At 70.0% G+C, this 12,440-nt stretch carries 12 protein-coding genes; 6 read left to right on the forward strand and 6 right to left on the reverse strand.

All coding sequences use genetic code 11. From position 1 onward, the window contains the following. Positions 1-193: 193 nt before the first annotated feature. The 4 genes from yidC to rpmH are packed head-to-tail and all read right to left on the reverse strand — an operon-like array spanning position 194 to position 2,067. The gene (gene yidC / locus ACLQ24_RS01975; protein ID WP_425888784.1) at positions 194-1,186 is read right to left on the reverse strand and encodes a membrane protein insertase YidC; all 993 of its coding nucleotides are present in this window, start codon (positions 1,184-1,186) and stop codon (positions 194-196) included. 2 nt (positions 1,187-1,188) lie between these two features. Beyond that, entirely contained in the window at positions 1,189-1,482 is a 294-nt protein-coding gene (yidD, locus tag ACLQ24_RS01980) for a membrane protein insertion efficiency factor YidD (RefSeq protein WP_425888679.1), read from the reverse strand. Further along, positions 1,479-1,895, reverse strand: a complete 417-nt coding sequence (rnpA, locus tag ACLQ24_RS01985) for a ribonuclease P protein component (RefSeq protein ID WP_425888680.1) — start codon at positions 1,893-1,895, stop codon at positions 1,479-1,481. The genes yidD and rnpA overlap by 4 nt, the downstream gene beginning before the upstream one ends. A gap of 34 nt (positions 1,896-1,929) precedes the next feature. Continuing rightward, positions 1,930-2,067: a 50S ribosomal protein L34 gene (gene rpmH / locus ACLQ24_RS01990; RefSeq protein ID WP_425888681.1), complete on the reverse strand. Its 138-nt coding sequence runs from the start codon at positions 2,065-2,067 to the stop codon at positions 1,930-1,932. Between the two features lie 537 nt (positions 2,068-2,604). On the opposite strand from rpmH, the gene dnaA reads away from it, so the two are divergent. From dnaA to ACLQ24_RS02015, 5 genes are all read left to right on the forward strand, one after another. Continuing rightward, positions 2,605-4,521: a chromosomal replication initiator protein DnaA gene (gene dnaA / locus ACLQ24_RS01995; protein ID WP_425888682.1), complete on the forward strand. Its 1,917-nt coding sequence runs from the start codon at positions 2,605-2,607 to the stop codon at positions 4,519-4,521. 840 nt (positions 4,522-5,361) lie between these two features. Then, positions 5,362-6,495 carry a DNA polymerase III subunit beta gene (gene dnaN / locus ACLQ24_RS02000; protein WP_425888683.1) on the forward strand — a complete coding sequence of 378 codons (1,134 nt, stop codon included), beginning with the start codon at positions 5,362-5,364 and terminating at the stop codon, positions 6,493-6,495. A gap of 38 nt (positions 6,496-6,533) precedes the next feature. Further along, positions 6,534-7,406 carry a phosphogluconate dehydrogenase (NAD(+)-dependent, decarboxylating) gene (gene gnd, locus ACLQ24_RS02005; protein ID WP_425888684.1) on the forward strand — a complete coding sequence of 291 codons (873 nt, stop codon included), beginning with the start codon at positions 6,534-6,536 and terminating at the stop codon, positions 7,404-7,406. Positions 7,407-7,422: 16 nt separating this feature from the next. Further along, the gene (recF, locus tag ACLQ24_RS02010) at positions 7,423-8,556 is read left to right on the forward strand and encodes a DNA replication/repair protein RecF (RefSeq protein WP_425888685.1); all 1,134 of its coding nucleotides are present in this window, start codon (positions 7,423-7,425) and stop codon (positions 8,554-8,556) included. Beyond that, on the forward strand, positions 8,546-9,184 hold the full coding sequence (locus ACLQ24_RS02015) for a DUF721 domain-containing protein (protein ID WP_425888686.1): 639 nt from the start codon (positions 8,546-8,548) through the stop codon (positions 9,182-9,184). The genes recF and ACLQ24_RS02015 overlap by 11 nt, the downstream gene beginning before the upstream one ends. 9 nt (positions 9,185-9,193) lie before the next feature. Here ACLQ24_RS02015 and ACLQ24_RS02020 read toward each other — a convergent pair whose 3' ends face one another. Both ACLQ24_RS02020 and ACLQ24_RS02025 read right to left on the reverse strand, forming a co-directional pair. Further along, entirely contained in the window at positions 9,194-9,316 is a 123-nt protein-coding gene (locus ACLQ24_RS02020; RefSeq protein WP_425888687.1) for a hypothetical protein, read from the reverse strand. Between the two features lie 66 nt (positions 9,317-9,382). Continuing rightward, complete coding sequence (locus tag ACLQ24_RS02025; RefSeq protein ID WP_425888688.1) at positions 9,383-9,937, reverse strand: hypothetical protein; 555 nt, start codon at positions 9,935-9,937, stop codon at positions 9,383-9,385. Positions 9,938-10,466: 529 nt separating this feature from the next. Here ACLQ24_RS02025 and gyrB point away from each other — a divergent pair. Continuing rightward, positions 10,467-12,413: a DNA topoisomerase (ATP-hydrolyzing) subunit B gene (gene gyrB, locus ACLQ24_RS02030; RefSeq protein ID WP_425888689.1), complete on the forward strand. Its 1,947-nt coding sequence runs from the start codon at positions 10,467-10,469 to the stop codon at positions 12,411-12,413. Positions 12,414-12,440 lie beyond the last annotated feature (27 nt).

Consider the following 12,440-nt stretch of genomic DNA (forward strand, 5'->3'; position numbering starts at 1 on the left):
CTCGGCCGGACCGTCGGGTCCGCTGGTTTCGCGGGGCCGGCGGGAGGTCGCCGGTGCCCACGGGCACGTCTGTACGGGCAGTGTCGCCCGTGACCGCGCCGCACGCGGTCGGTTCCGCCCGGCGCCGGCCGTACGGCGGCTGCTCGGTGCGGGGTTGGGCCGTCGCCGGTTGTCCGACGACGGCCGCCGGGGGTCAGCCCTGCCGCTTGGCCGGGCGGCTCTTCTTCGGGTTGGCGGGCTTGGCGCCCGGCTTCGGGCCGGCCACCTTCGGCGCGGCCGCCTTGACCGGGGCCGCCGGGGCGGCCTTGCCGCGACCGAACAGGCCGCCCGACTTGGCGGGCTGCACCGGGCTGCGAGTGGCGGCGGGGGCGGCGGCCTTCTTGGCGGTCACCGGCGGCGGGAACTTGCGCAGCACCCACTGCTGCTGCCCGAGGGTGAAGAGGTTGTTCGTGACCCAGTAGATGATCACACCGATCGGGAAGATCGCGCCGGAGATCAGCAGCGAGGCCGGGATGCCGTAGAGCATCAGCCGCTGGATCATCCGCTGCTGCGGGTCCTCCGCCCAGCCGGTCTTGAGGATCATCTGACGGCTGGTCAAATACGTGGTGGCGATCATCACCAGGACCAGGACACCAGCAATGATCTTCGTGGTGTTGCCGTTGGCGTTGAGCCGCGCCAGTTCGTCGGCGGTGGAGCCGAACTTGCCGGCGAGCGGGGCCGTGAAGAGCTTCGCGTGAGAGGCGCTGTTGAACTGGTCGACGGTCCAGCCGTAGATCGTCTTCTTGCCCTCGGGCTTGAACGGGTCAAGCCGGCGCAGCACGTGGAAGAGGCCGAGAAAGACAGGAATCTGGAGGAACATCGGAAGGCAGCCCATGAGCGGGTTGGCCTTTTCCTTCCGATAGAGCTCCATCATCTCCTTCTGGAGCGTCTCCCGGTCACCCTTGTGCTTCTCCTGCAGCTCCTTGACCTTGGGCTGCAACGCCTGCATAGCCCGCTGCGACTTGATCTGCTTGACGAAGACCGGGAACAGGATCACCCGGACGGTGACCACCAGGAAGATGATGGACAGGATCCAGGCGAAGTTCGTGCCGATCACCGCGCCGACCGGCACCCCGATGGCGTCCCAGGCAGAGTGCCAGGTCAGCAGGATCCACGAAATCGCGTAGTAGATCCAGTCGAGACTCAGACTCAATTCGGGGCTCCAGTCACATCGACACGACGGCGAACGCCCGGCTCCGGAACCGGGTCATGTCCACCAGGGTGAAAGGGGTGGCAGCGCAGCAACCGGCGAACCGCCAGCGCGGCTCCCCGGAGCGCGCCGTGCCGCACGAGGGCCTCCTGGGCGTACGCACTGCACGACGGGTAGAACCGACAGCGGGCCGGCAGTGCCGGACTTATCCACCGACGGTACGCGATGATGGGCGCGATCAGCACCCTGGCAGCGGTTGACGTCGGACGCGTGGCGGTCGGGTCGGTGCTCACCGGGCCCGCCTCTCCCGTGGGGACCAGGCAACCGCGATGGCGGCGTCCAGGTCGGTGGTGAGCCGGGCGTACGACGCCTCGGCCGCGGCGGGCAGTGCCCGGACGACAAGGGTGCTGCCGACCGGCAGCGCGTCCAGCCGCTCCCGGACCAGCGCCCGCAGTCGACGCCGGACCTTGTTGCGGACCACCGCGTTGCCGACGGCCTTGGATACGACGAAGCCGGCGCGGGCCGGGGCGGAGGGCTGCTCCGCGCCGGACTCCCGCGCCGGCTTCGGCGAGATCGTCGTGCTGGGGTCGGTGGTCGACGGCACGGTCAGGTGGACCACGACGGCGCCTCGGCCGACGCGGCGGCCACCGCGAACCGCTGCGGCGAAGTCAGTGCTGCGCCGCAGTCGCTGTGCGGCGGCCAGCACGACTGCCCACGTCCCCCGGACCGGCCCGGTCGGCTCAGGCCGACAGGGTGGCGCGACCCTTGGCGCGGCGGTTCGAGAGGATGGCACGGCCGGCACGGGTGCGCATGCGCAGCCGGAAGCCGTGGGTCTTCGCGCGCCGGCGGTTGTTCGGCTGGTAGGTGCGCTTGCTCACGTCAGGCTCTCCGTTTTCGTACGCGCCCCGCGCGACGGGATCGCCGGGGTCGTGGGGTGGTCCAGGCCACCTCGACGATGGCCACCGTTCGGTGCTGCCCTGCGGAGCGGGACCGGCGATGCGGGGACACGACCGCGGGCAGCAAGCACCCATCACCCTAGCAGAGGGCGAGAGAGCAGCCGCTCCAGCCTACGCAGGGGTGCAATGACCGTCAAACACCCACAGCGAGGGGAGATCGGGACGCGCCCGAGACCGAAGGGGCGGTTTTCGCTGATGCCGACAAGGTCGCTGCCGCCTCGCCGGTTGATGGGGCAGGGACAACGCTGTTACCGTGCCCGATTGCGGTGAGCGTCGGATGCTCCGGTCGTCGCGCGCAGGCAAGACCGGACACGCTGGTGAATCGTTCGGCACGGTGAACCCGCTTCAACGGCCGTCCAGGCAGGGGCAGGTCCCGCGCCCGGCGGGCGGCCACAATCGGTCGGTGCACAGGCTGTGGATAACCTGTGGACGAGCGCTGGTCAGTTGTCCGGGTGGGTGATGTTCCACCCGTGTACGCGGCGGGCCCGGGACGGCCGGCTGGCAGACAGCGGCGGCCGGGAGCAAAGGCGAGGGGGTGGCACGACGGTGGCCGGTACGACCGACCTTGCCGCGGTGTGGTTGGCGGCGACCGACGAGCTCGCCGACGAGATCATCTCCGCCCAGCAACGCGCCTACCTCCGACTGACCCGGCTGCGGGCGATCGTCGAGGACACCGCACTGCTCTCGGTACCGGACGCCTTCACCCGGGATGTGATCGAGTCGCGGCTCCGCCCGGCGATCACCGAGGCGCTGACCCGCCGGCTCGGCCGGCCGATCCAGGTGGCCGTGACAGTGCGGGTGGCCGAGGACGCCACCGGCCGTCCGTCCGGCACCGTCTACCGCAGCACCCCGGAGCCCGGACCGCTCGACGTCGCGGGACCGCCGTCGGGTCCGCACGGGGACGAGTACGCCAGACGAGCCGTGGCCGACGAGTCCATCGGTGAGCAGCAGCTGGCGCACCGCCTGCCCGAGACCGCCGTACCGTCGGCGCCGACGGGTCCACCCCCTATGCCGGGCGTCGACGCGCACGCCTCCGGGCTGATCCCGGCCAGCCGGGACGGCCAGGAGGCACTGTTCAGCGCGGCCTTCGTCGAGCCGATGCGATCGACTCGGCCGGCATCCGAGCGGCGCGGGTACGACGAGCAGGCGGCCCGCCTCGACCCCTCCGGCCCCGACACCCGGCCCTACGAGCCCCGCTACCGCGAGGACGCCACGTCGCCCCGGGACCAGCACGTGATCCGCCCGCTTCCCCGGGACGGAGCGACGGACAACGGCCCGGGTCGCAGCGGGATGGAGCACCGCCCCGGCGGGCGTGACGAGCGCCGGCTGCCCGGCGCCGACACCGGCGGCAACCGGCTGAACCCGAAGTACATGTTCGAGACGTTCGTCATCGGCTCGTCCAACCGGTTCGCCCACGCGGCGAGCGTGGCGGTGGCCGAGTCACCGGCGAAGGCGTACAACCCGCTGTTCATCTACGGCAGCTCCGGGTTGGGCAAGACGCACCTGCTGCACGCCATCGGGCACTACGCCACGACGCTCGGCAATGCGCGGTCGGTGCGGTACGTCTCGACCGAGGAGTTCACCAACGACTTCATCAACTCACTCCGGGACGACAAGACCAGCGCGTTCCAGCGGCGCTACCGCGACGTCGACATCCTGCTGATCGACGACATCCAGTTCCTGGAGAACCGCGAGCGTACGCAGGAGGAGTTCTTCCACACCTTCAACACCCTGCACAACGCCAACAAGCAGATCGTGATCACCTCCGACCGGTCGCCGAAGCAGTTGGCCACGCTGGAGGACCGGCTGCGGACGCGTTTCGAGTGGGGTCTGCTGGCCGACATCCAGCCGCCGGACCTGGAGACGCGGATCGCGATCCTGCAGAAGAAGGCGGCGCAGGAGCGCCTCTACGCCCCACCGGACGTGCTGGAGTTCATCGCCTCCCGGGTGTCGAACTCGATCCGGGAGTTGGAGGGCGCGCTGATCCGGGTGACCGCGTTCGCGAGCCTGACGCGGTCGACCGTGGAGCTGTCGCTCGCCGAGGAGGTGCTGCGGGACTTCATCCCGGACGGCGCCGGTCCGGAGATCACGGCGGATCAGATCATGGTCTCCACGGCCGACTACTTCGGCGTGAGCCTGGAGGACCTGCGCGGCCAGTCCCGCTCGCGCGTGCTGGTCAACGCCCGCCAGGTGGCCATGTACCTGTGCCGGGAGCTGACCGAGTTGTCGCTGCCACGCATCGGGCAGGCCTTCGGCGGTCGGGACCACACCACGGTGATGCACGCGGACCGCAAGATCCGCCAGCAGATGGCCGAGCGGCGCTCGCTGTACAACCAGATCGCCGAGCTGACCAACCGGATCAAGCAGAACACCTGAGGGGTACGTCACCACGCGACCCTGGACACGCCCGGCCGGTTCTCGGCCGGGCGTTCTTTTGTGGGGCCCCGCGACGCGTCACCCCGACGCCGATGGCGCTCACCCCGACGCCGAGGGCACCCGATTTCGTCGCCCGGCGAGGGCTTCGACTTGACCCTCGACATGGTGTAGGCCACAGGATCGTTGCCGTGTCCACCTCGATACTCACTCGTTGTCCACAACTTGTTATCCACCGTCGGTGGATAACAACGGTCCGTCCCGCGTCGGTTACCCACAGCCTGTGGAGAAACCCTGTGTACGACGCTGTGGACGACTGGGGACAACGGTCAGGTTATCCACCGACGATCACCAGCCTGTGTACGAGCTGTTGAAGGTTCTGGGGACAACAGCAATGGTGATCTTCTCGGCTGTCCACAGCCTTGGGGAGAAAGTCGGTGGATTACCGGTGGACAACCGGTGGACAACGGTGGACAACCGGCGATCGTCGGGGGGCTGTGGACACACCAGCGGGTTTCACACCCGGTTATCCACAGCCAACTCACCGGTGGATAACCTGTCTGAGCTGCGCAGATCCGAGTTATCCACAGTTTGCACAGGTGCGATGAAGACGATGGGTTATCTCTTCTAAGAGAACAAAAACCAATCATCACCGTTGGGCTTTCTGTGGATCGGGCCGAGCGCTGCCGGACAGGCCGGTCAGCACCGACACGATCCATGGGGTCGGGCGCACAGCCGATGTCCCCGCGCCCTAAGGTGCGATGGACACCCGCACGGTCGGGCGGGACGGTAGGCAGCGGTCGGCATGAGAGAGTTGTCGCTGACGTCGACGCGGAGGCATTGATGAAGTTCCGAGTGGAGCGCGACGCGCTCGCCGAGGCCGTTGCGTGGACCGCAAAGAGCCTGCCGAACCGGCCGTCCGTACCGGTGCTCGCCGGGGTGATGCTCCGCGTCACCGACGGCAACCTGCGGGTCTCCGGTTTCGACTACGAGGTCTCCAGTCAGGTGACCGTCGAGGTGCAGGGTGACGCCGACGGCGCCGCGCTGGTCTCCGGCCGCCTGCTCGCCGAGATCACCAAGGCGCTGCCGGCCAAGCCGGTCGACATCGCCGCGGTCGGCGCCCACCTCGAGTTGGTCTGCGGCAGCGCGCGGTTCACCCTGCCCACCATGCCGGTGGAGGATTACCCCGCCCTGCCCGAGATGCCACAGAGCGCCGGCACCGTCGACGCCGCGTCCTTCGCCACCGCGGTCGCCCAGGTGGCCATCGCCGCCGGCCGGGACGAGACGCTGCCGATGATGACCGGTGTCCGCGTCGAGCTCTCCGGCAACACGCTGTCGATGCTCGCCACCGACCGGTACCGGCTGGCGCTGCGTGAGATCCAGTGGCAGCCCGACGACCCCGAGGTCAGCATCAACGCCCTGGTGCCCGCCCGCACCCTGAACGACACCGCCAAGGCGCTCGGCCCGCTGGGCGGCGAGGTCACCCTCGCGCTCGCCCAGGGCGCGGCGGGCGAGGGCATGGTCGGCCTCGCCGGTGGCACCCGCCGCACCACGAGCCGGTTGCTCGACGGCGCCAACTACCCGCCGGTGCGCTCGCTCTTCCCGGCCACCCACAACGCCGAGGCACGGGTGCCGGTCAGCACGCTGACCGAGGTGGTCAAGCGGGTCGCCCTGGTGGCCGAGCGCACCACCCCGGTACTGCTCAGCTTCAGCGCCGACGGGCTGGTGGTCGAGGCCGGAGGCTCCGAGGAGGCACGGGCGAGCGAGGCGATGGAGGCCACCTTCACCGGTGACCCGCTCACCATCGGCTTCAACCCGCAATACCTCATCGATGGCCTGGCAAACCTGGGTTCGCAGACCGCCGTACTCTCGTTCGTCGACGCTTTCAAGCCCGCAGTGATCTCGCCCGCTGGCGAGGATGGTGAGGTCATTCCGGGGTATCGGTACCTCATCATGCCGATCCGCGTTTCTCGCTGATCGGCCCAGCAACACCAGATCCACGGAGGTAGGAACAGATGCAGCTCGGCCTGGTAGGACTCGGCCGGATGGGCGGCAACATGCGCGAGCGGTTGCGTGCTGCCGGCCACGAAGTGGTCGGATTCGATCACAATCCGCAGCTGAGCGACGCGGCTAACCTCGCCGAGCTGGCACAGAAGCTCGAGTCGCCCCGCGCCGTATGGGTCATGGTGCCCGCCGGCGTCACCGATGCCACCATCGACGAGCTCGCCGAGGTGCTCGGGGACGGCGACATCATCATCGACGGGGGCAACTCCCGCTTCAGCGACGACGCGCCCCGCGCCGAGCGGCTGAACGAGCGCGGTATCGGCTACGTGGACGTCGGCGTCTCCGGGGGCGTCTGGGGCCGGCAGAACGGCTACGGGCTGATGGTCGGCGGCGCCCAGGAGCACGTCGACCGGCTCATGCCGATCTTCCAGGCGCTCAAGCCGGAGGGTGAGTTCGGCTTTGTGCACGCGGGCCCCGTCGGCGCCGGGCACTACTCGAAGATGGTGCACAACGGCATCGAGTACGGCCTCATGCACGCCTACGCCGAGGGCTACGAGCTGCTGACCGCCTCCGAGCTGGTGACCAACGTCCCCGGCGTGTTCAAGTCCTGGCGTGAGGGCACCGTCGTCCGCTCCTGGCTGCTCGACCTGCTGGACCGGGCTCTCGACGAGGACCCGGAGCTGGCCGAGCTGAGCGGCTACACCGAGGACACCGGCGAGGGGCGCTGGACGGTCGACGAGGCGGTCCGGCTCGGCGTACCGCTGAACGTCATCACCGCCTCCCTGTTCGCCCGGTTCGCCTCCCGACAGGACGACTCGCCCGCCATGAAGGCCGTCTCCGCGCTGCGCCAGCAGTTCGGCGGCCACGCCGTCCACAAGCGCTGAGCGGCATCCACGCCCTGTGTACGTTCACCGGCTGGAACTGGTCGACTTCCGCTCGTACGAGCGGGTCGCCGTCGACCTCCAGCCGGGGGCGAACGTCCTGATCGGCGCCAACGGCGTCGGCAAGACCAACCTCGTCGAGGCGCTGGGTTACGTGGCGACCCTGGACTCGCACCGGGTCGCCACGGACGCGCCGCTGGTCCGGATGGGCGCCTCCTCGGCGGTGATCCGCTGCGCGGTCGTGCACGACGGGCGGGAACTCCTCGTCGAGTTGGAGATCGTGCCGGGTCGGGCCAACCGCGCCCGGCTGGGCCGTTCCCCCGCCCGACGGGCGCGGGACGTGCTCGGCGCGCTGCGGTTGGTGCTGTTCGCTCCGGAGGACCTGGAACTGGTCCGCGGTGACCCGGCCGAACGTCGCCGCTACCTCGACGACCTCCTGGTCAACCGACAGCCCCGCTACGCGGGTGTACGCGCCGACTACGAACGGGTGGTCAAGCAGCGCAATGCCCTGCTGCGCACCGCGTACTTCGCCCGCAAGACCGGCGGCTCCCGCGGTGGTGATCTCGGCACCCTCGCCGTCTGGGACACCCACCTGGCCCAGCACGGCGCGGAACTGCTCGCCGGCCGGCTGGAGTTGGTCGCCGCGCTCACCCCGCACGTCGAGAAGGCGTACGACGCGGTGGCCGCCGGCCGGGGCGCGGCCGGTATCGTCTACCGGCCGTCGGTCGACCTGCCCGAGCCGACCACCGACCGGGCCACGCTGGTCGAGGCACTGACGACCGGGCTCGCCGCCTCCCGCTCCGCCGAGATCGAGCGGGGCACCACCCTCGTCGGCCCGCACCGCGACGAGCTGGCCCTGTCGCTCGGGCCGCTGCCCGCCAAGGGGTACGCGAGCCATGGCGAATCCTGGTCGTTCGCGCTGGCGCTGCGGTTGGCCGGGTACGACCTGCTGCGCGCCGACGGCATCGAACCCGTCCTGGTGCTCGACGACGTCTTCGCCGAGCTGGACACCGGGCGTCGGGAACGGCTGGCGGAACTGGTCGGTGGGGCGAGTCAACTGCTGGTCACCTGCGCAGTGGACGACGACGTCCCGGCCGCGCTGCGGGGCACCCGCTACCAGGTCGGCGAGGGGACGGTACGCCGTGTCGGATGAGCCAACCGGGCGGAGCGCAGGCGCCAACACGACCGGTAGCGGCCGGCAGGCCGGTGACGCCGCTGCTGCGCGTACTCCACCGGCCGGGGCGACCGGCGAGCAGCCGGAGGCCCCCAGCGGACCGGAGCTGGCCCGGGCGGTGCTCGACGCCGCGCTGTCCCGCCGGCAGACGGCAGCGCGCACCCGGCGTACCCCGGGCGGTGGCCCTGGGACCGACGGTGCCGGTGGCTCGGGACGGCGGCTGCGTGGCTACTCCGGCCCCGGGCCCGACCCGCGCGACCCGCAGCCCCTCGGAGCGGTGCTGAACCGTCTGGTGAAGGCGCGGGGCTGGCAGCAGCCCGCCGCCGAGGCCACCGTGTTCGGCGCGTGGGAGCGGGTGGTCGGCGCGGAGGTCGCCCAGCACAGCCGTCCGGTCAAGCTCGAGGACGGCGAGCTGACCGTGGAGGCGCGCTCGACGGCCTGGGCCACCCAGCTACGGCTGCTCGCCGGCTCGCTGCTCAAGCAGATCGCCCAGGAGGTCGGCCACAACGTGGTGCGCAAGCTGCACATCCACGGCCCGGCCGCGCCGTCCTGGCAGAAGGGCCCACGCCGGGTACGCGGTCGGGGGCCGCGCGACACCTACGGCTGAGCCGGCTCCTCAGCGCCGCCGGTCGGCCTCCCGGGCCGCCCGCTTGCGCTCGCGCTGCTCCTGCGTGTAGCGCTTGCGCTCTGCCAGGTCGCGTTTCCACGCCTCACGGGCAGCCGTCGAACCGCCCTGCACCGCGCCCTGGACGCCGTCGGCCTCCGGGGTCGGCGGACCTGGGGTCTCAGCGGACGGCCCGGGGGCTCAGGCGTCGGCGTAGACGGCGAACCCGCGCTCGGCGCAGCGCCGGTAGAACGCCGCCAGCACGCCCAGCTCCGCACAGGTGAAGTTCCACTGTGGCGGATCGCCGCTCTCGTCGCGCAGTGCGTCGAGGCGGGTGTCCAGCCAGCGCAGCTGCTGCTCCGCGAGCCGGCCGTCGCCCAGCAGCGCCCGCAGCACCGTGCTCACCGAGTCGAAGGTGACCGTCTCGCCGTACTCCCGGTGGCCGGCCACGAACCGCTCGATGCCGCCGGCGATCCAGGCACAGCCGTCCGGGTCGATCACCGGGTCCTCGTCCTCGGCTGCGGCGTCTGTGGCGTACAACACACCTTCGAGGCCGAGCAGGAGATCCACCAGCTCGGTGTACGCGGTCGCCCGGACGGTGCCGGTCTTCGCGATCAGCTCGGCCAGCGCCGCCGTCGGCGCGGAGATCCGCGGCAGGTCGACGATCTCGCCGAAGTCGACGAACTCGGCCGGCGCCACCGGATCGTAGAAGCGGCCGGTCCGCGGCCAGTGCACCGCGACGTTGTCCAGCCCCATCTGTCACCTCTTAAAGAGCACTTGTCGGGTCGATCAAGTCGATCGTCCCGGTTCCGGCCGGTAAAGATCAAGGCCGCTTCCGGGGCGCCGCAAACGTACGGCACGGACGATCCGACCGCGACCCCCGACCCGCCCGAGCGCGGGTCAACCCGTCCGGGGGCGGCGCGTCCGAACAGGGCCTGGCGTGTGGGGGGAGTCGCGGGTGACGGGGTTCTGCCGGCTACGGACATCTCAGCCGCCTCGTTGAGGGCGCCGAGTGGTGGTTCTGTCCTCCGCGCACAGTAGGATTGACAGCGAGACGAAGACCCGGTGCGGGGCGAGGGACGGGGCCGGTGGCCCCAGGTCATTCTCCACTCCGGGTCGAGCCGATCGCGATCCGCGGGCCAACCGCGGCGACCGGCGCGTTCGACCCGTTGTCCGGAGGTCTCGGTCTCCGGCACCGGTCCGCGCGCCGACGTCGCGTCCTGTCCCGCCGAACCCGCGCCCGACGCGCCCCACCGGTGCCGACGACGCGAGAAAGTGGCCGAGGGTGGCAGCGCAGGACAAGCAGGAGTACGGCGCAGAGTCGATCACCGTTCTTGAGGGGCTGGAGGCGGTCCGCAAGCGGCCCGGTATGTACATCGGGTCCACCGGCGAGCGTGGTCTTCACCACCTCGTCTGGGAGGTCGTCGACAACGCGGTGGACGAGGCGCTGGCCGGATACTGCGACACCATCGACGTGGTGCTGCTCGCCGACGGCGGCGTCCGGGTCACCGACAACGGCCGGGGTTTCCCCGTCGACCTGCACCCCAAGCTCAAGAAGCCGGGTGTCGAGGTCGCACTGACCGTGCTGCACGCGGGTGGCAAGTTCGACGGCAAGGCGTACGCGGTCTCCGGCGGTCTGCACGGCGTCGGCGTCTCCGTCGTCAACGCCCTCTCCACCCGGATGGCGGTGGAGATCCACAAGTCCGGCTCCGTGTGGCGGCAGCAGTACACGAACTCCAAGCCTGGCCCGCTGGAGAAGGGCGAGACCACCGAAAGCACCGGCTCGGCGGTCTCCTTCTGGCCCGACCCCGACGTCTTCGAGACCGTCGACTTCGACTTCCAGACCATCTACCGGCGCCTCCAGGAGATGGCCTTCCTCAACCGCGCGCTGCGGATCCACCTGCTCGACGAGCGCGTGTCCGAGGAGGAGGACGGCCGGCAGCGTGAGGTGACCTTCTTCTACGAGGGCGGCATCTCCGACTTCGTCCGGCACCTCAACGCGTCGAAGAACCCGATCCACAAGACCGTGGTCGAGTTCGGCGCCGAGGAGGAGGGCATGTCGGTCGAGATCGCCATGCAGTGGAACGAGTCGTACGGCGAGTCGGTCTACACCTTCGCCAACACGATCAACACGCACGAGGGCGGCACCCACGAGGAGGGCTTCCGGTCCGCGCTGACCAGCGTGGTGAACCGGTACGGCACCGACAAGAAGCTGCTCAAGGGCGACGAGAAGCTCTCCGGTGAGGACATCCGGGAAGGGCTCGCCGCGATCATCTCGGTCAAGCTGGCCAACCCGCAGTTCGAGGGCCAGACCAAGACCAAGCTCGGCAACACCCCGGTGAAGAGCTTCGTGCAGCGGGTCTGCAACGAGTGGCTGGTCGACTGGTTCGACCGCAACCCGGCCGAGGCCAAGATGATCATCACGAAGGCGTCCCAGGCGGCCCGTGCCCGGATCGCCGCGCAGCAGGCGCGCAAGTTGGCCCGGCGCAAGTCGCTGCTGGAGTCCGGCTCGATGCCGGGCAAGCTGGCCGACTGCCAGTCCACCGACCCGCGTGAGTCCGAGGTGTTCATCGTCGAGGGTGACTCGGCGGGCGGCTCGGCCAAGCAGGGCCGCGACCCGCGGACCCAGGCGATCCTGCCGATCCGCGGCAAGATCCTCAACGTGGAGAAGGCCCGGATCGACCGGGTCCTCAAGAACAACGAGGTTCAGGCGCTGATCACCGCGCTGGGCACCGGCATCCACGACGACTTCGACATCGAGAAGCTGCGGTACCACAAGATCGTGCTCATGGCCGACGCGGACGTCGACGGCCAGCACATCCAGACGCTGCTGCTCACCCTGCTGTTCCGCTTCATGCGTCCGCTGGTCGAGCTGGGGCACGTCTACCTGGCCGCCCCTCCGCTCTACAAGATCAAGTGGAACAAGAAGGGCGACGACGCGCAGTACGCCTACTCCGACCGCGAGCGGGACGGGCTGATCGCCCTGCGCCAGCAGAAGAAGGCCAACGCCAAGCCGGACGACATCCAGCGGTTCAAGGGCCTCGGCGAGATGAACTATCCCGAGCTGTGGGAGACCACGATGAACCCGGCGACCCGCACCCTGCGTCAGGTCACGCTCGACGACGCTGCAACCGCAGATGAGTTGTTCAGCGTCCTGATGGGTGAGGACGTAGAGGCGCGCCGGTCGTTCATTCAGCGCAACGCCAAGGACGTGCGGTTCCTGGACATCTGACGGACGTCGGCGGGCCAGCCGGGCAGG

It is taken from the genome of Micromonospora sp. DT4 (assembly GCF_049841675.1).
In the GTDB taxonomy this organism is placed as follows: Bacteria; Actinomycetota; Actinomycetes; order Mycobacteriales; family Micromonosporaceae; genus Micromonospora.